The organism is Maribacter sp. HTCC2170, assembly GCF_000153165.2.
Lineage (GTDB): Bacteria > Bacteroidota > Bacteroidia > Flavobacteriales > Flavobacteriaceae > Maribacter_A.
The window spans coordinates 783874-804768 of sequence record NC_014472.1; the positions used below are offsets into that span (position 1 = coordinate 783874).

At 36.0% G+C, this 20895-nt stretch carries 14 protein-coding genes; 5 read left to right on the forward strand and 9 right to left on the reverse strand.

The genetic code is table 11. The features are described from left to right. Window position 1 precedes the first annotated feature (1 nt). Window positions 2-1765 carry a hypothetical protein gene (locus FB2170_RS03600; RefSeq protein ID WP_041632658.1) on the reverse strand — a complete coding sequence of 588 codons (1764 nt, stop codon included), beginning with the start codon at window positions 1763-1765 and terminating at the stop codon, window positions 2-4. Window positions 1766-1874: 109 nt separating this feature from the next. Between FB2170_RS03600 and FB2170_RS03605 the strand changes: the two genes are divergently transcribed. From FB2170_RS03605 to FB2170_RS03625, 5 genes are all read left to right on the forward strand, one after another. Beyond that, window positions 1875-2387 carry an RNA polymerase sigma factor gene (locus FB2170_RS03605; protein WP_013305153.1) on the forward strand — a complete coding sequence of 171 codons (513 nt, stop codon included), beginning with the start codon at window positions 1875-1877 and terminating at the stop codon, window positions 2385-2387. A gap of 51 nt (window positions 2388-2438) precedes the next feature. After that, window positions 2439-3350, forward strand: a complete 912-nt coding sequence (locus tag FB2170_RS03610; RefSeq protein WP_013305154.1) for a FecR family protein — start codon at window positions 2439-2441, stop codon at window positions 3348-3350. Further along, entirely contained in the window at window positions 3331-5901 is a 2571-nt protein-coding gene (locus FB2170_RS03615; RefSeq protein WP_013305155.1) for a TonB-dependent receptor plug domain-containing protein, read from the forward strand. The genes FB2170_RS03610 and FB2170_RS03615 overlap by 20 nt, the downstream gene beginning before the upstream one ends. A 134-nt stretch (window positions 5902-6035) precedes the next feature. Further along, window positions 6036-7970, forward strand: a complete 1935-nt coding sequence (locus FB2170_RS03620; RefSeq protein WP_013305156.1) for a transglutaminase domain-containing protein — start codon at window positions 6036-6038, stop codon at window positions 7968-7970. A gap of 11 nt (window positions 7971-7981) precedes the next feature. Continuing rightward, on the forward strand, window positions 7982-10177 hold the full coding sequence (locus FB2170_RS03625; protein ID WP_013305157.1) for a hypothetical protein: 2196 nt from the start codon (window positions 7982-7984) through the stop codon (window positions 10175-10177). A gap of 68 nt (window positions 10178-10245) precedes the next feature. Here FB2170_RS03625 and FB2170_RS03630 read toward each other — a convergent pair whose 3' ends face one another. The 8 genes from FB2170_RS03630 to carA form a co-directional block, all read right to left on the reverse strand. After that, window positions 10246-11268 carry a glycosyl hydrolase family 18 protein gene (locus FB2170_RS03630; RefSeq protein WP_013305158.1) on the reverse strand — a complete coding sequence of 341 codons (1023 nt, stop codon included), beginning with the start codon at window positions 11266-11268 and terminating at the stop codon, window positions 10246-10248. A 28-nt stretch (window positions 11269-11296) separates the two neighbouring features. Continuing rightward, window positions 11297-13084: an arginine--tRNA ligase gene (argS, locus tag FB2170_RS03635; RefSeq protein ID WP_013305159.1), complete on the reverse strand. Its 1788-nt coding sequence runs from the start codon at window positions 13082-13084 to the stop codon at window positions 11297-11299. 119 nt (window positions 13085-13203) lie between these two features. After that, on the reverse strand, window positions 13204-14133 hold the full coding sequence (gene ctlX, locus FB2170_RS03640; protein ID WP_041632659.1) for a citrulline utilization hydrolase CtlX: 930 nt from the start codon (window positions 14131-14133) through the stop codon (window positions 13204-13206). 92 nt (window positions 14134-14225) lie between these two features. After that, window positions 14226-15140 (reverse strand): dimethylarginine dimethylaminohydrolase family protein, encoded by a 915-nt coding sequence (locus tag FB2170_RS03645; protein WP_013305161.1) that lies wholly within the window; start codon window positions 15138-15140, stop codon window positions 14226-14228. 105 nt (window positions 15141-15245) lie between these two features. Then, complete coding sequence (locus FB2170_RS03650; RefSeq protein ID WP_013305162.1) at window positions 15246-16529, reverse strand: citrate synthase; 1284 nt, start codon at window positions 16527-16529, stop codon at window positions 15246-15248. 107 nt (window positions 16530-16636) lie between these two features. Further along, window positions 16637-18181, reverse strand: a complete 1545-nt coding sequence (locus tag FB2170_RS03655; protein ID WP_013305163.1) for a glycogen synthase — start codon at window positions 18179-18181, stop codon at window positions 16637-16639. A 109-nt stretch (window positions 18182-18290) separates the two neighbouring features. Continuing rightward, entirely contained in the window at window positions 18291-19583 is a 1293-nt protein-coding gene (gene eno / locus FB2170_RS03660) for a phosphopyruvate hydratase (protein WP_041632660.1), read from the reverse strand. Between the two features lie 102 nt (window positions 19584-19685). Next, window positions 19686-20813, reverse strand: a complete 1128-nt coding sequence (gene carA / locus FB2170_RS03665) for a glutamine-hydrolyzing carbamoyl-phosphate synthase small subunit (RefSeq protein ID WP_013305165.1) — start codon at window positions 20811-20813, stop codon at window positions 19686-19688. Between the last annotated feature and the right edge of the window lie 82 nt (window positions 20814-20895).

Below are 20895 nucleotides of genomic sequence, written 5' to 3' on the forward strand. Positions count from 1 at the left end.
ATTATATCTTCTCAAAAATCAAATGGTCATAGCCGCCATAGCGATTTTCGTGCTTTAATTCTATTCGATTTTCTTCAACCTCTAGAATTTTATAGTCATTGCTAAGAGGTTGGAAATTACTTCCAGGCTCGAACCTAATTATCATTTCCAATTTTTCATCACTATTTCTATACACATACCATTTGCCAGTACTAATCTCTTGCATGTCCTGATCTAGAACGGTAATCGCACCATCTGTACTGAACTTATAAATGAAACCACCATAAGCTTCAACCATTGGATCCTCATTTTGATTGAACAAAGCTAATTCCCATTCGGTTTCATTGAACAACCCTCTAATCCAAGTTACATCTTCGTCGTTATCGTCATTATCACAATTTCTTTCAAGAACCAACTCATAATCTGTTCCGGGTATTGAGAATTTTAGTCTATCATCTCTTAAGTCAGACAATGGCCATTCAAAACTAACACCAGGCTCTTCTCCCATAGTTATTGCCATTACCAAACGTCCTTGCTCATTTGTGGTTATCTCCCAAGTACCTTGAGATACAATATCTCCACTACTCAATGTAACAACACCTTCTGGTTCGAAATTGAATTCAAATCCTAACAACCTTTTGATTTCCTGACCTTCGTTGAACACTCTCTTTATTATCCAACTACATTCAGTTAACACTTCTCTCAGTGTGTTTGGATCATCATTAATAATATCACAACCTCTGTGCATTATAATACGGTTTCCGTCATCACCATAAATCTTGATTCTACCTTCACCCAATTCATAAACAAACCATTCTAAAGTAAAATCAACCAAGTCATCAAACTCCATCTTCAACATTACTTTATGCTCTGCTACTCTAGTAGACCATGTTCCATTCAATTCATTACCCTCGCGGTCAACAACCTTAACTGCACCATCTTCGGTGAAATTCATCACGTAATCAATATATTGGTCTGTCTGTAATTGATTATCTCTTTTAACCTCATGAATTAACCACGGGCACTCAACCAAATACTCTTCTAATCTTTCTTGGGTAAAGTCATCATCGTTATGATCATTATCATCATCTTCATCACATAACTCTTTCGCATTTTCTATTGCCGCAGCCATTTCAGCATTTGAATTAACCACCATTTCAGTATCATCATACAATTTCAGAGTTACAGGAAAATCCATACTTATCAGGTCATCCTTGTCAAGTCCCGCAAAAAATCTTCTAAGATCTTTATCACTCTCAACAATAATATTCCCTGTTTCTTCATTATTAAGATCAAAAGTGTACATCGTAATAGGATATACAAAATCTATACACTCAATATCGTCATCATCACCACCTTCTTTACAATCCTGGGCCAGTTCACGTAAATCCTCAATACCATTAATGGTTACTTCGGCATAATCTGCCATAGTGATTGTTATTGGGAAAATAATGTCTAAAACATCCTCATCATCTTCCAAAGCATCAAAAATCTCCTCGATCATATCAAGATTCTCTATTGAATTAATTGTTAATTCAACTCCGTTTACGTTAACCGTATATGGAAAATTGATGTTGAAACAACTTGATTCATCAACTATATTGTCAAATGACCCATCATTAGAGCATGTATCCTCTATCAACTTGGCAGTTGATGAACTTGCATTTATCGCTTGTTCTTGGGCCTCATCCTCAGGTAATTTCTCAAACTCATCCTGACAAGAAGTGAATGTTAATGCCATTACCAGTAGGCTAGAGTAAAATGTGTAACTAAAAAACTTTTTCATAACGATTTGGATTTTTTTTGTTCGTATGACTTTAAAACAACCAACTTTAAAAATACCCTACCCCGTTATTTCATTTTTTTCAAATATCTTTGGAGTAAAACCAATCTAATTGAACTCCAATACTCAGGACAACGTATGTGAAGAAGAGGTATATAGCAATCTCTTCAGGGCTAATTCCAAAACGGTTTTTAACTATATATATTATAAATTCGGTAATGAAGAAAAGGCGAATGATGCGGTGCAAGAGGCCTTTGTAAAACTTTGGGAGAACTGCGCGAAGGTTACGCCAGAAAAAGCCAAGGCATACGTTTATACTATAGCGAACAATCTATACCTTAATGTAATAAAGGCCGAGAAAGTACGATTAAAACATGCCGATAAAGTAAATACAACCAATTTTGAGTCCCCAGAATTTTTAATGGAGGAAAACGAATTCAAGAAAAAATTGGACGACGCGTTGAACGCACTTCCTGAAAACCAACGAACTACCTTCTTGTTAAATAGAATCGACGGAAAGAAATATGCCCAGATTGCAGAAATGGAAGGGGTAAGCGTAAAAGCGATTGAAAAGCGTATGCATTTGGCGCTTAAAACGCTACGCGAACAAATAGATGGAATTTAAAAGTAGGGTTTTTTTAATTTGAATTGTTATTAAGATATAAAGCTAGAAATCATGCAAGAAAATTACTTGGCTAAATGGCTCAATAACGAACTCACAGAGGCTGAACTCGCAGAATTCAAGAAATCTGACGAGTACACTTCTTATAAACGAATTCGAGAGACCTCCAGTACTTTGGAAGGGCCTGATTTTAATATAGAAAATGCTCTAGAGGCTGTTAAAAATAAACGGGTTCTACAGGAGGATAAAGTGATTCAATTGAAACCTTTTAAAAGGTTCTTAAGAGTGGCTGCTGCTGTAACACTTATTATGGTGGGCTCTTATTTTTATCTGAATACTTTGAACGAAAATATTGCTACCCAATATGCTGAAAATAAAGAGGTAGTACTCCCAGATGCATCGGAGATTCTTTTAAATGCCGAATCACAAATATCCTATAGCGAAAAGAAATGGGATGAAGAAAGAAATGTTTCTTTGGAAGGAGAGGCTTTTTTCAAAGTGGCCAAAGGAAAACGATTTACAGTATCCACAGATCATGGAGATGTGGTGGTGTTGGGAACCCAGTTCAATGTTGAAAATAGAGAAGGTTATTTTGAGGTTACTTGTTATGAAGGATTGGTAAGTGTAACCTTCAACAATGAAGAAACCAAACTACCAGCCGGGACTTCTTTCTTGGCAATCGATGGTAAAGTAATAGATACTGACAAACCGAATGCGGAGACACCATCATGGATGAACAATGAAAGTTCTTTCAAGAGTATTCCTTTAAAATATGTCCTTGATGAATTTCAGAGACAGCACAACATTAAGGTTGAAACACAAAATATTAGTATTAATACATTATTTACAGGCACTTTTAGCAACACAAATACAGAATTGGCGTTACAAAGTATTAGTGTTCCTTCTCAAATAAAGTTTAAATTAGAAGGAAATAAAGTGTTGTTCTATGCCCAAGAAACGCCATAAGCAATTCTTAATTGTTTTATCTTTTCTGTTACTATCGTTTTACCCAAAAAACATAATAGCACAGGAAGACGTTGGTGATTCCCAAAACCTAGTCACTTACCTTCAAATATTGGAGCAACGTTTTGAAATAAAGTTTTCTTTTGTTGATGAGGACATTGATAAAATTAACATCGTTATTCCTGAAAATCAGAACCTACAGGAAATTCTATTGAATCTGCAGGAACAAACGCAGATTAAAATTCAAAAACTTAATACTCGCTATTATACCCTGACTAAAAGCACTACGGTGGATATTTGCGCAACGGTTCTTGATAATTTCAAAGAAAATACGGTAAATGGTTCAACCATAGAGGTGCTGGGAAGTTCTGTTGCAGGTATAACCGATGAAAATGGAGCTTTCAATTTTGAGAATATTCCAAGAGATGCAATCATTCAAATCAAACATATAGGCTTTAAACCTTTGTTCATTGCCGCCAAAGAATTGACAGGGGCCAACCCATGCAAAACACTTCTGCTGGATGAAAAATTTGAGCAATTGGAAGAGGTTATTGTACATCAGTTCTTGACAACCGGTTTAAGCAAAGAACCGGATGCAAGTATTCAACTACAAACCAATGACTTTGGTATACTTCCAGGGTTAATTGAACCAGATGTATTACAAACCATTCAGGCACTACCAGGAATAAAAAGTATTGATGAAACTGTATCCAATATCAACATTCGTGGCGGAACCAATGACCAAAATCTTATTCTTTGGGACGGCATCAGAATGTACCAGTCAGGTCATTTTTTTGGTCTGATTTCTGCCTTTAATCCCTACCTGACCGAAAAGGTTACCTTAATTAAAAATGGTACTAGCGCAGAATATGGCGGTGGAGTCAGTGGTATTCTTGATATTAAAACCAATAATCAAATTACCGATTATTTAGCTGGTGGAGCAGGATTTAACTTGATTAACGGAGATATATATGGGCAGGTACCTATTGCGCATAATGCAGCATTTCAGTTTTCAGGAAGAAGATCGTTAACCGATTTTTTCAATACCCCAACCTACGATGAATTTTTTAAAAGAGCATTTCAAGATACTCAAATCAAAGGCGGGACCGGGCAGTCGGATGAAATCAACAGAACGGAAGATTTTTATTTCTACGATTTTACGGGTAAACTTTTATATGACATAAATGAAAATCATAAAATCAGGGTCAGTTTTATCAATATCAACAATCATCTTGATTACACAGAACAAAACATAACTTCATTACGTGAAACCAACAGCAGGTTAAACCAAACAAATCTTTCTATAGGAGGAAGCTTAGAAAGCAATTGGAGTGATGTTTTCTCAACAAAGATCAACACATATTACACCCATTATGACCTTGATTCGGAGAACACCACGGTGAATTCTCCCCAAATCCTATCGCAGGAAAACGAAGTAATAGAAACCGCGCTTGTTTTGAATACACGGTTTCAACTAAGTGATGCGTTACATTGGTTAAATGGTTACAACTTAAGAGAAACAGGAGTGTTCAATTTTTCAGAAGTTAGTCAACCTCCTTATTTTAATAAAATTAAAAACGTTTTGCGCTCACATTCGGTTTTTTCAGAAGTGGAATATAGGTCCCCAGACGAAAAGCTTTTTGCAAGAGGAGGAGCTCGCGTAAACTATGTTGAAAATCTTGACACTTTCAGTGAATATATTGTTGAACCTCGCTTAAATGTCAATTATGAGCTATCCCAAGATTTTAATATTGAATTGCAAGGGGAGTTTAAAAGTCAATCCACGCATCAAGTTGTAGATTTAGAACAGAATTTTTTAGGAATTGAAAAACGTAGATGGTACATCGCCGACCCAGAAAACGCACTAGTACCTTTGCCAATTACAAAAAGCAAACAAGGTTCAATTGGCTTAAATTATGACCATCACAGCCTATATGTTGGGGCTGAGGCGTTTTATAAACAAGTCAATGGAATTAGTGCCCGAACCCAAGGATTCCAAAGCAAAGATCAATTCAATGAAGAAATCGGCAGTTATGATGTGAAAGGAATCGAGTTTCTGATTAATAAAAAAACAGCAGATTATAGCGCATGGTTAAGTTATACCTACAACGTTAATAATTATACTTTTGATGATGTTGTTCCCAGTACATTTCCCAACAATCTAGATGTTAGGCATACGCTTACTTTTGCAGGTAATTACACCTATAATGATTTTAGAATTGGTGTCGGGTTAAATTATAGGAGCGGAAAGCCATTTACCAAACCTGAGGAAAACAATCCGGTTAACACTAATTTCTTTCCTAGTAGAATTACTTTTCAAGAACCAAATAGCAGCCGATTGCCCGAATTCTTAAGAGTTGACACCTCAGCCTTGTATGATTTTGACCTCCTTCCTAAAATTAAGGCGACAGTAGGTGTATCAATACTGAATGTCACAAATCGTAAAAACATTCTCAACACGTATTACCGTCTAAATAGTAATGACGAAGTTGAAACGGTAGAGAGTGTTTCTTTAGGTCTAACACCCAATTTTAGTTTTAGACTGAAATTTTAAAATTAGTCACTCTATTAATTCTACTTCTTTTCCTACTATATCGAACATAGTGAGGATTATTCTGGTTGAACAAGACAATATTTTAACGTTTTAAAAGTTAATATAATCAACCCAAACCAACCTACGTTTTTAGAATGAAAACTTCTTATTCCTTCATTTGTTCAGCGCTTTTAATTATTACAAATATAACTGCACAAAAAAGTGTTAACCCAACTGAAGAACACATAGCCCATGCCGAGTTATTGAGCTCAATCTATCCCGATGATGAGATTCTTATTCTCAACAGTAATGAAAACATAACCTTTGATTACAATAAATCAGATAATCTTGTGGAGGTGAACCAGAAACTCAACGAGGAATTAATGAATATTGTGCCAAGGTCAGACATTCAGAAATATGTCATGTACGACAACACAACCAAAATCAAAAATTTTAGCACAAAGCTCAGAAATGGTAAGCCAAAATATTTTGCGGTAAAAGATGAATTTTATGAAAGTGGTGACATTTTTTATCATGATGCCCGGGTCAAATACATGAATATTGACTTTCCTGTCAAAGGGTACAAATACAAATACAACCTTGAAAAAGAATATAGCGATATAAAGTACTTTACTAAAATCGCCTTTAATAATGAATACCCTATTCTAGAAAAGAAAGTATCATTTTATATCCCTGATTGGTTACAATTGAAAGTAATGGAATTTAATCTTGAAGGATATGAAATCAATAAAGAAGAAAAATACGACGAAAAGAAAAAAGCCACTGAGTATACGTATACCATAAAAAACATGCCTGCTTTTCCAACAGAAAAGAATGCCCCAGGACCATCACACTATCAACCACATGTTCTAGTAATTGCCAAATCAATGACCAAGGACGAAAACAAGGTAAACTTGTTTCCTGAAACCCAACAATTATACGATTGGTACAAATCTTTGGTTGATAGTATGGAAGATGATACAGCTGTCCTAAAAAGTAAAGTCGATGAACTTACCGAAGATGCCAAGACAGATGATGAGAAAATCAAAAATATCTACTACTGGGTTCAGGACAATATAAGATATATAGCTTTTGAAGATGGTATTGCCGGTTTTAAACCCGATGAATCACAGAATGTATTTACCAAACGTTATGGTGATTGTAAAGGTATGGCCAATCTCACTAAAAAAATGCTGGTTCTCGCGGGTTTTGATGCCAGATTAACTTGGATTGGCACTAAGAGAATCGCCTATGACTATTCTATCCCAAGTTTAGCTGTAGACAATCACATGATTTGTTCACTTATTGACAACGGAAAAACATATTTCTTAGATAGCACAGAAAAATATAACTCCTTTGGTGAATATGCTGAACGCATTCAAGGAAGACCAGTTTTAATAGAAAATGGTGATGAGTATATTTTAGATAACATCCCCAATGGGATTGCTTCCAAGAATAAGGAAATTACAAACTATGACTTTGAGATTTCCGATGATAAAATTATCGGAACGGTAAATAAGACCTATCAGGGAGAAAGCAGGTCGCACTTTTTACATAGCTATAATTCAATCAAGACAAACAAAAAAGAGAACGCTCTTAATGCCTATTTGAGTAAAGCGGATAAAAATTGTCAAGTCACTGATGTCAATACAACAGACTTGGAAAATAGGGACAATGATATAACTATTGATTATTCTATTTCTTTGGACAATAAAATCTCTTCTTTTGATGACGAGGTTTACATTGATTTGGAATACGGGAATCATTTTAAAGATTTGGACCTTTCCGAAAGAGAACTTGATTTGGAGTTCCCGTATAAAACACACGTTGAGTATAACACTACATTAAAAATTCCGAACGGCTATAGTATAAAAGAGATTCCTGAAGATTTCAATGTACAAACTGAAGATTTCAACATTTCAATAACAATTATCAAAAAGAACAATACTCTTGAGTATAACAAAAAGTTTGTATTAAATAAGGCAGCGATTACCAAAACTAATTTTGAGAAATGGAATTCAGCCGTCAAACAACTGAACAATATCTACCAAGAACAAGTGATACTTATCAAAAACAATAATACCAAATAAACAACCTAAACATGATCAACAAAGAATCAATAATTTGCCTGTTCGTTAGTTTATGCACATTTTCGATTGTTGCACAATCCAAAAAGGAAATTGAGATAAAAGAGATCTTCTGGGGTGCAAACGACACCCAAAAAGAAAATGCAGATATACCATCAAAATGGCAAGATCAGTCGGCCGTTATTCTTTATAAGGAGTACTTCTATGATTACCACAAATTTGCCAAGCAGGTAGATTATGTACACTCATTTAGAAAACGAATTATGCTATTGGATAAAGCGGCTATTGACGATCATTCTGAATTTTCATTCACCAAAAGATTGAGGGCTAGAAAAGGTTGGGGAAGAAGAGGCACCAACTATGTAGGGGTAAAAATCATAAAACCAGATGGTTCTGAAAAAGAAATTGAGATTGATGAAGAAGCGGTCAGGGCCGATGATGAATATAAATTGGCTATATCCGGATTAGAGGAAGGTGATATATTAGATTATTACATCTATAGCATAGAACCCTTTAAACAAAAATACGGGTACACTTTTGAACCCATAACACGAACCATAAGCGATGAATACCCTATTAAAGAGATGGTATTGAAATTCAACACCGAAAATGATTTTTTCATCAATTTCAACAGCTATAACGGTGCTCCCGAGCTTGCCGAAATAAAGACTGACAAAAGAAATGACAGAAGGTATACACTTAAGGCAGAAAACATAGATAAGAACGATTTCCCATTTTGGTATTATCCTCAAATAGAATTACCCTATTACAAGTTTCAAGTAACTTTTGCACGCAGAGGAAGTCATGAGAACAGAATTTTCGATTTCATTTCCGAAGATGAAGATGTAATCAAAAAGGTGGTGTCAAAAGAAGACGTTCTAGAGCTTTACCATGATCACTGGGATTATGACGCGAAGAACTCAAGATTCAGGGAATTAGACAAGTTTTTTGAAGGTCATAACCTTTCTGAAGAAGAAAAGATAAAACAGGCGTACTATTATTTTAGACATTTTTACCTCACTCAATTCATAGAGCGATCGGTCTATGCCCAAACCGAGATCATTCCTAACATGGTCTATGGCAGCACTGCTTATGATGACCATTTTGATGCATTTGAGAATACCTCATTGATGGCTGAATACTTAGATAGGCATGAAATAAAATTTGACCGTATTCTTGCTGTCCCAAGGTATGAAGGCACCATAAAGGACGTTCTTTTTAAAAGTGAAATCTCGACTTTTTTAGAAGTTCATGTAAACGGAAAAACATTATATGTTCCACCATTGTCGCAACATTCCGATATTGATGAGCTAGCGTATAAGTTTGAAAATACCGAAGTCTATGCCCTTAACAAGATTGATGGCAAAAACAAGTTGAACAACATTAAGACAGTCTCAACCAGAAAAACCTCTTTTGAAGATAATGGCACTGTAGATAACGCTATAATTACCCTCAATGAAGATTTTAGTGGTTTCAAGGTTGAAAAAAACGTGGCCTACAAGGGGAACAGCAAAAGTTCTGCCCAAGAAGACCTACTTTATTATTTTGACTATATAAATGAAGACTATAAGAAATTCAACAACCAAAACTATATAGACAAACAGGTAAAAAAGAAAAAACGAAAAGACCAAATCCAGAAAGAGTCACATGCGTTAATTTCCAAACTGAAGAAAAGGCAAGGGGAATCTATAAAAAAACAGACTGAAAAAGAGTACGATTTGACTATAGACGAACATACGTATGAAATTTTGGAAACGGGTAGATATGGTCACGAAAGTCCGTTAGTAACTAAAGAGTATTTTACCATTGAAAACCAATTGGTAAAAAAAGCAGGAAAGAACTATATTTTTGAAGTTGGGAGATTAGTCGGCGGCCAAGTTAGTTTAACAGAGAAAGAAAAAGCACGTACAAATAACGTTTACATGTACTCGCCAAGGTCTTTTGAAAACACCATTGAATTGAAAATTCCTATTGGATATTCTGTTGGAGGTCTTGACAAATTGAATGTGAATATTGAAAATGCCTCTGGTGGATTCATTAGTTCTGCCAAAATCGAAGGTGACGTATTAAAAATTCATACTCGTAAGCACTACAAAAATTATTTTGAACCAAATGCAAACTGGCCTCAAATAGTAGATTTTCTTGAAGCCGCCTACCAATTCACACAAGAAAAGATAATTTTCAAAAAGGGTAAATCAACAGCTAAATAATAAGCTTAAAAGTAATAGCGACTAACCTCAGAAGTTAATCTACTTGTGAGGTTTTTTATTTCAAATAACTAATTGCCACACATTCCTGTAGTCTTAACCTTCATCACCGTAAACTTATTATGAATCGTATTGAGCAATGAATATTGATCAAATGAATCTTGACCAAGCTCCCAAATCATAATACCACCTGTTCTCTTTACTGCCAATTCCACTTTCCTTTCTATAGTAGATCTTCCATTATAGTACCGCTGTGTAGATTCATCTAAGTCGGCAAACTCAGTGCTCTCTTCAATCATTTGCCCATAAGTGAATGACACAACTTCTTGATTGGTAAAATCGTATCCATAGAAAGGAACTCCAAGTGTTAGTCTATCGGAGTTTATATTTTGAGAGCTATTCCAAAAGTCAATCCCATTCTCAGCAAAATCATAAGAGCTATGCTGGCCAGGATTATTAGCGTTCCATGGCCCTGTGCCATCATAAGCCATAATATTTATAAAATCGAACGCGGCAAGCGCTGCATCGTTAATATGTTCAAATCGCGTATTATTTGGTAGTGCAGCAGTTAGAAGTTTATCTTCTTTTTTCAATGCCTGATTTAATGTCAAAATAAAATTACTGTATCCAATAGTAACATGACTCCATTCTAAATCTACATCAACCCCATCCAAATCATTTAACAATACATAGTCTATTATTTTATCAACAAGGGTGCTTGTTTTGGTATTATCATCAACAAACGAAGACCAATTTATTTCTTGCTCGACAGAGAGGCTGCCACCTGCGAGAGAAATAAAAATGAGGATATCCCCATTTCTGCTCCGAGCGTCATTCACCACATCATTTATGCTTTCTGGAACAATAAGGTTACCTTCATTATCAGGGTTTGCAAAGGCCAGGTTAAGATGGGTTAATTTGCAATAATCAATTTTGTTACTATTAAAAAAACGATAGTAGGGCAAATACCCAACAACTCTTTTCTCCCCATTGTTTTCATAAATAATGGAATCCTCTGTTGATGAGTCAGAACAGGCTCCTGCCCAAACTATAGTACATAGAGCAAGTCTTTTGAAGAATTTTATCAAAAACATATAAACTCATTTCCCTATTTAACCAATTCTACATCCTCTCAGGAACTTGAATCCCCAGCAATAAAAATGCAGACTGGATCACTTCACCCACTTTTTTCGAAAGTTGTACTCTAAAAACTTTCTTTTGCTCAACAGATTCGCCCAAAATTGATACCTGCTGATAAAAAGAATTAAACTCCTTTACCAAATCATACGTATAATTTGCGATGAGAGCTGGACTATAATTTTCTGCCGCCAATTGAATGGTTTCAGGAAAAGCTTGAACCTGTTTTAATAACTCTTTCTCCTTGGAATGTAATTCCATAGCAGGTTCAACCTCGGAATCCCAAACATTCGCTATCTCGTCCCCTTTGCGAAGTATAGATTGTATTCTGGCGTATGTGTATTGAATAAATGGCCCTGTATTCCCTTGAAAATCAACCGACTCTTCAGGGTCAAAAAGAATTCTTTTTTTAGGGTCCACTTTCAATATATAATATTTCAAAGCTCCTAAGCCAATCATCTTAAATAATCCTTGTTTCTCTGTAACAGAATAGTCATCCAATTTCCCTAATTCTTCTGAGATTTTGGCCGCTGTTTCTGACATATCAATCATTAAATCATCAGCATCCACAACAGTACCTTCCCTACTCTTCATTTTACCACTGGGCAAATCAACCATTCCATAACTTAAATGATGTAAACGCTCTGCCCATGTAAAACCGAGTTTTTTCAAAATCAGAAAAAGCACTTTAAAATGATAATCCTGTTCATTTCCGACCGTATAGACCATACCTGTGATATCAGAATAATCCTTTACTCGTTGTATTGCCGTACCAATATCTTGGGTCATATATACTGCCGTACCATCTGATCGCAGTACAATTTTCTCATCAAGGCCTTCATCGGTCAAATCAATCCAAACGCTGCCATCCTCCTTTTTGTAAAAAACACCTTTTTCTAATCCACTTGCTACAACATCCTTTCCTAAAAGATAAGTGTCACTCTCGTAATAAAGTTTATCAAAATCAACGCCAAGGTTCTTGTACGTCTCATCAAAACCTTTATAAACCCATCCGTTCATGGTTTTCCAAAGACCTACAACCTCATCATCGCTAGCTTCCCATTTTCGTAGCATTGATTGAGCTTCCAACAAAATAGGGGCTTCTTTTTCTGCTTGTTTCTTTTCAACTCCTTTCGAGACCATTTCTTCGATTTCAGCTTTATAAGCCTTATCAAATGCGACATAGTAATTACCAACAAGTTTATCGCCCTTTAATCCAGTATTTTGAGGTGTTTCGCCTTTTCCAAATTTCTGCCAAGCCAGCATACTTTTACATATATGAATACCCCTATCATTGATGATTTGGGTTTTATATACCTTTTTACCTGCTGCCTTCAAAATTTCGGCAACTGAGTAACCTAATAGATTATTACGAATATGACCTAAGTGCAGTGGCTTGTTGGTATTGGGAGAGGAATATTCCACCATTACGGCTTCCTTACCTGCATTAGCTCTATAGCCAAAATTTTTAATTTTTTTTATGGATTTAAAAAACTCAATGTAGTGTGAATCACTGATTACAATATTCAAAAACCCTTTCACCACATTGAAACCTGATACATCCTCAACATGTTCCATTAGGTATTCACCTATTTGATTTCCTAATACCGCAGGGTTGCCTTTGACAAATCGTAGCATCGGAAAAACAACAACCGTAATATCCCCTTCAAAGTCCTTTCTGGTAGGCTGAAACTCAACAGTTGGCAAATCAACTTTGTATACTGTAGAAATTGCTTCTTTTACCTTAGTGGTTAGGATTTCTTGAATGCTCATTGGGCTGTAATTTAAGCTGCAAAACTAAACATTTTTTATGCTTTAAGACCTATTGCCCACATTTACTTAAACCCCTATTTGGGTGTTAGACATTACACGAAAACAAACACGATAGCTTCTTAGGCCTTTGGCAAGAATACTTCAGCCATCATACAGCGGGCACTACCACCTCCACAGGTTTCTATTGTATCCAATGAACTATGTATTATTTCACAGTGTTTCTCAAAGGCCTTAATTTGTTTAAAATCCAAACTATTGAATGCAGCGCTGCTCATTGCCAAAAACCGCTTGTCATTGGCTCCCAGGACCTGTAACATATTCCCTGCAAAATGATGCATCTGATCTTCGGTGATTTCAATAATCTCCTTACCATCTTTCCTTAGGTGTTCAACGACACTCTTGCGTTCTTTTTTGTCATCAATAGAACCTAAACAAATCACAGCAAATTCCTCACCCAAAGCCATCATCACATTTGTGTGATAAATTGGTAATCTCTGCCCATCAACTGTTTGATTGGCTGTAAATATTACGGGAAAACAATTAAAATCCTCACAAAACTCAATGATCAACTCCTCATGAGCCCTATCTGACAGCGCACAGTATACTTTTTGATGTATGCGATCCATAAGAATACTACCTGTACCCTCTAAAAACAAACCTTCTTCCTCCGCCGAAGTATAATCTACAACATCTTTGATGATAAACCCTTCGTCTTCCAATATTTCAAGAATATCCTCACGCCTTTCATTTCTTCTGTTCTCAGCGAACATAGGGTAAATACCAACCGTACCGCTAGCGTGAAAAGAAATCCAATTATTAGGGAAAATAGAATCGGGAGTATCTGGCACTTGGGTATCATCAATTACAATTACATTAACACCTTTGCTTCGTAATGCGTCAACAAACGCATCAAACTCCTCTTGTGCCTTTTCATTGACAGATTTTGCTTTCAAATCTATCTCCTCCATAAAATAATTGTTCACTGCAGTCTGTTCGTTCATACGAAAGTTCACAGGGCGAATCATTAATATTGTATTTGTAATCTGCATAGGTTTTCTGAAATTTTGGGCAAATGTAATTTTTTGCTTTAGATTTTTGACAAAAATGCGTCAAAAGTCAAATTAGCCGGCATAAATGGGTCTTACTCACGAATCAGAGGCATCGTACTACAACGTAAAAGACCTCCTTGCTTAGAAATCTCAGAATATGGAATTTCCTCTACAACAAAACCTTGTTCCCTGAGCCAAGTGTTCAAACGCGTAAAATTGCGCTCAGAAACTACGACATTTGGTGCTATCGAAAACACATTACTGCACATCTGATACATTTCATCAGCGGTGATTTCAAACACATTCTCTTGACCAAAATAATTCAACAACCACTCGTATTCTTCCTCGACCAAAAATCCATTCTTATGCATAATGGCCTTATTTGTTCCAATTGGCTGAAAACAACAGTCTAAATGCAAGGCATTTTCTTTTGCGTTGGTGATTGATTTTCTCAATTCAAATGACTTAACAATCTTTTTCGGAAACATTTTTTTGATATACTCAACTCCCTGCCAATTAGTTCTTGCGGTAATATAATCTGGATAATCCTTACCAGTATAGGTTCCAATAAAAATATGGTCATTCCATGGCATCACGTCTCCACCTTCTATATGCACTTCGTCAGGTGGATATAAAATCTTCTCGGGATCAATTCTGTCCAACACATGAAGTATTGCCTCAAACTCTTCCTCCCGATCTGGCAGTATATTCGCTTTGATCAATTTATCATCTATTACAAAAGCAATATCCCTAGAAAATATCTGATTACAATCGCTCAATACTTCTGGTCTAAAAACATCAACACCATGCTTTTCAAACACCTCAGCAAATGCCTCCATTTCATTAATCATATCTTCCTCTGCAGGATATGTACCAGCCAATATATGCTCCAATGATTTAGGATCGTAAGCCTCTTCAGGTAAAGGCATACCACCACTTTCTTTTGCAGTGCCTAGCACAACAGCTTTCAACTTTGATGTTTCGTCATTTATATTTAGATGCAGCATATACTTTTTGCGCAAATATATGAATTCAGTTTTGTAGATAATAAAAAACCACCTTTTTCTAAAATTGAAAAAAGTGGTTGATTACTGTTTAGTTATTTGAACTTGTTACCTTTTGTTCAAAGGAACAAAAGGTCTTGTAGTTTCGCCAATGAATACTTGTCTTGGGCGACCAATCGGCTCATTTCTCAAGCGCATTTCCCTCCAGTGAGCCATCCATCCTGGTAATCGACCCATAGCGAACATCACTGTAAACATTTCTACTGGTATACCCAATGCGCGATAAATAATTCCAGAATAAAAATCTACGTTGGGATATAGTTTTCTTTCAACAAAATATGGATCTTCCAAAGCTACTTTTTCCAATCCTTTGGCTACTTCCAAAATTGGATCATCAACTCCTAAATCTTCCAATACTTCATCAGCAGCTTTCTTGATTATTCTTGCTCTTGGATCAAAATTCTTGTAAACCCTATGCCCAAAGCCCATTAATCTAAAAGGATCGCTCTTGTCCTTTGCCTTCGCCATATACTTTTCCGTGTCACCACCATCTTCAGCAATAGCTTCCAACATTTCTAAAACAGCCTGATTGGCTCCACCATGTAACGGGCCCCAAAGCGCTGAGATACCAGCTGATAATGAAACAAACAATCCTGCATGGGAAGAACCTGTAATACGCACTGTCGAAGTAGAACAATTTTGTTCATGATCAGCGTGCAATATCAATAACTTGTCAAGAGCATCAATTACAATTTTGTTTTTTTCATATTCCTTGTTCGGCTTTTTGAACATCATTTTATGTAGGTTCTCTACATAACCTAAACTATCATCGCCATAATCCAAAGGCAAACCTTTTTTCTTACGCATGGTCCAAGCCACCAATACAGGGAATTTACCCAATATCCTCACCATAGCATGGTACATTTCTTTTTCAGATGAAACATTTACAGAAGTTGGATTAAAGGCAATTAAAGCACTGGTCAATGAAGACAACACTCCCATTGGGTGTGCAGACTTAGGAAAACCATCTAAAATTTTCTTCATTTCTTCATCTACATGGGATTCAGCCTTAATATCATTATGAAAAGAAGTCAATTGTTCTTTATTGGGTAGTTCTCCAAAAATCAGCAAATAAACAACTTCTAAAAAATCAGCCTTTTCAGCCAATTCTTCTATTGAATATCCACGGTACCTCAACATTCCTTTTTCACCATCTAAAAATGTAATGGCACTTTCGCAAGAGCCTGTATTTTTATACCCAGGATCTATAGTAATCATACCCGTGGTAGACCTCAATGTTTTTATATCAATGGCCAGTTCATCTTCTGAACCTTTTATTACAGGAAATTCATATTTTTTACCGTTATACTCTAGAGTTGCTTTATCTGACATTTGTATATTTTACTTGGATTATGGTGAAAGACAAATTTAAGAAAAACCCATCATTTTAACAATTTTGCTGTAGTAATGACAAGTCATTTATAATCAATCTATTTTGCTTAAGAACTGAAGGAATACAACTGCTTATAATATGCATCAACAGACTTCTTCCAAGTAAAACGCATTTTCTTCGCATTCCCCTGGATTTTTTTCCATTTGGGCTTATCATTTTTATAAATATCTAAGATCAGGTCAAATGAGGTTGTCATGTTTTTGATCTTCTCCTCATAAGTTGCCCCATCAAAACTGAATCCAGTTTTCATATGTTCCACTGTATCTTTTAAACCTCCTGTATGGTGCACCAAACATGGTACTCCATTACGCATTGCCAACATTTGACTTATTCCACAGGGCTCAAAAAGGCTTGGCATAAAATAAAGATCTGATTCAAGGTACATTGAATCAATCAAACTTTCTGATTGACCATTAGTAAAAATGAAGTTTTTATTCTCATAACTGATCTTCCTAAATAAATCTTCATATTCCGGGGCACCAGTACCTAAGAGCATAAAAATACCGTTTACCTTATCCAGCTTCTTTAGAATTTCAACAAATGCATCGGGCGAACGTTTAATAAAATAGAATTTCTGCTCCGTTAGACGCGCCACGCTTGATGCAATAAAACTGGGTCTGCCCTCTATTATGTACTTAATTATTTTTTCTCCTGTGTGGGCCAAAAAATCTGATTTGTACTTTTTAGTCTCATCTTGTAACCATTGAAACAATGCTAATACCGTATTACGATAAATCATCCCCGTGGATTCCTCATTAATATTTGAATAATTACTTCCGTTCAAAATACCAAACAACCTTCCTTCATTGGCTGCTTTTTGCAAGTCCTTTTCGAGACCCTCCCCACCAATGAATTCAGGCGGTTCACTGGGCAGGAGTACATCCTCCATATAAGAAGGTGAAACTGTGTGAACAGCATCGGCGTACCGTATACCTACGGCCATTAAATTAATACAGTCTTGATATCGATAATCCATCAACCCTTTGGAATCAAAGGGAATATCAGGAAACCAATTCCGTACAGAGGCATAATTGTTTTCTAAAGGTCTTATCCCCTGAATTGCAAGATTATGTATGCTATATACAAACCTCATCTTCCTTAGGGATTTATACTTAGGATGAAAAGTTTTCAAGAACAATAATAAGCTAGAATGCCAATCGTGCATATGCACAATATCAAGCTTACCAAACTCACCATGTTTAATTGCCTCGGCTACCGCTGTACAGAATATGACATACTTCACAAAATCAGTAAAAAATGGCTCAACCGGATTATCGTGGTAAATCTTTGCTATTTCACCTCCCTCAATTTCAGGATGATGAATCACATAATGATGAACGTTTTTGAATTCTTTTTTGGGAATAACCTCATACAGTTCTGCCGTATAGGTAGTACCTCTTAATCCAAAATTCAATTTGGCCTTGAGTATACCTCCTTTATGTAGTCTTGAATATGCAGGAACTACTACATGGACCTTATCCCCTCTTTCAGATATCTGTCTCGGCACATCCCGAACAACATCGCCCATACCTCCTGCTTTACAATTGTACAATCCATCATTTTCAGCAGCAACAAAAAGAAAGTTATTCATTTAGGTGTATTAATTTGATTAGTAATCGGTTGGTCTAAAAAGGTAAGTAAAGTTTAGCTCAGAGCCAAAAAAAGCCTTTCAAAGAAAGGCTTTTGCAAAGGTTCAAATCTTATTGATTTACTTTAAAAGCTTTCTCCTGCGGATAATAAGCCGTACTACCTAATTCTTCCTCGATACGAAGTAATTGGTTGTATTTTGCCATTCTATCTGAACGTGAAGCTGAACCAGTTTTTATCTGACCTGTGTTTAATGCCACCGCCAAATCCGCAATGGTATTATCTTCAGTTTCACCAGAACGATGAGACATCACTGAAGTAAAACCAGCATCTTTAGCCATGTTTACAGCTGCTATGGTTTCAGTCAATGAACCGATTTGGTTCACTTTTATCAATATAGAGTTCGCAATACCATTTTCTATACCTCTAGATAAACGCTCTACATTGGTCACGTAAAGATCATCACCAACCAATTGTACTTTATCCCCAATCATCTCCGTCAAAACTTTCCAACCGTCCCAATCATTTTCATCCATACCGTCTTCTATGGAAATAATGGGATACTTAGCACAAAGTTCAGCAAGATATTTTGCCTGTTCCTCGGAAGAACGTACAGCTCCTTTATCCCCTTCGAACAAGGTGTAATCATATTTACCGTTTTCGTAAAATTCTGCTGCAGCACAATCTAAAGCAATTTTTACTTCATCTCCGAATTTGTAACCGGCATTTTCTACCGCTTTTCCAATAGTCTCAATAGCATCTTCTGTTCCGTCCAATGTAGGAGCAAATCCTCCTTCATCACCAACAGCAGTACTTAAGCCTCTATCATGTAAAACTTTTTTAAGATTATGGAAAATCTCAGTTCCCATTTGCATAGCATGAGAAAAGTTTTTAGCCTTTATTGGCATCACCATAAATTCCTGAAAAGCTATTGGCGCATCTGAATGCGAACCTCCATTGATTATATTCATCATTGGCACTGGCAATGTATTTGCACTTACACCACCAACATATCTGAACAATGATATTCCAAGTTCATTGGCCGCGGCTTTTGCTGCTGCCAAGGAAACTCCAAGGATAGCATTTGCGCCTAGCTTGGATTTATTGGGAGTCCCATCCAAATCAATCATTGTTTGATCAATTAGGTTCTGCTCAAAAACAGACATTCCCAATATTTCTTCTGCGATTAGGGAATTCACATTATTAACAGCCTTACTAACACCTTTACCCATGAAAGTATTACCACCGTCTCTAAGTTCAACAGCTTCGTGTTCTCCAGTAGAAGCACCAGAAGGAACCGCTGCTCTACCCATTATACCATTTTCTGTGATTACATCAACTTCTACCGTTGGATTGCCTCGAGAATCCAAAATCTGTCTCGCGTGCACACTAATAATAACACTCATATAATTTGCTTTTAGTATTGATTTTTTCAAAGTACAAAGATACGAAACAACCAAATTATAAGGTGCAATCACACCATATATTCACATTAAATTTGTGATAATCTAAACTTTGACTTTCTGGTTTGCGGAATTCTTGATCAAATTTAAAAACTCATCAAAAAGATACTCAGAATCGTGCGGTCCAGGACTTGCTTCAGGATGGTATTGTACAGAAAAAACATCTTTATTCTTCAACCTAATACCTGCAACAGTATTGTCATTTAAATGAACATGTGTTATCTCTATATCAGGATTAGCTTCAGTCTCTTCCCTATTAATTGCAAAACCATGGTTCTGAGAAGTAATTTCACCCTTTCCAGTTTTTAGATTCATAATTGGGTGATTTATTCCTCTATGCCCATTATGCATTTTATAGGTAGATACCCCATTGGCCAATGCGATAACTTGGTGGCCCAAACATATTCCAAAAAGAGGCTTATCACTGCTAATGATATCCTTTGCAGTATTTATCGAAGCATTCAATGGTTCTGGATCCCCAGGCCCGTTCGAAATAAAATAACCATCAGGATTCCATTCTTGCATTTCATCAAATGTAGCATTGTAAGGGAAAACCTTAATGTAACAATCTCTTTTGGCAATATTTCGAAGAATATTCAATTTTATACCAATGTCAAGAGCTGACACTTTATAAGTTGCATTCTCTTCCCCATAATAGTACGGTTCTTTTGTAGATACCTTAGAAGCAAGTTCTAAACCTTTCATACTAGGTAGCTTCGCTAATTCAGTTTTTAGATTTTCAATGTTGTCCACATCAGTAGAAATAACCGCATTCATAGCTCCATTATCTCTTATATAAGACACCAAAGCCCGTGTATCAACATCTGAAATTGCGAGCGTATTGCTTTTATTCAAAAAATCCAATAAGCTTGAATCGGCATCAGGTCGTGAATATTCATAACTAAAATTCTTGCAAATTAATCCAGCAATTTTTACTGTTTGTGATTCAACCTCACCTTCATTGGTCCCATAGTTCCCAATATGTGCGTTTGTAGCAACCATTAATTGCCCAAAATAGGACGGGTCTGTAAAAATCTCCTGGTACCCGGTCATACCAGTATTGAAACATACCTCACCAAATGATGTCCCCTCTTTTCCGCCTACAGCTTTACCATAGAAAATTGTGCCGTCAGCTAGTAAAAGAACGGCACGTTTTTTAGATTGATACTTCATATTCTATTCTCAATAATTAAATTTCACAAATAAACATAAAAAAAGGATAAACTGTAAAGCTTATCCTTTCGTAAATATTATT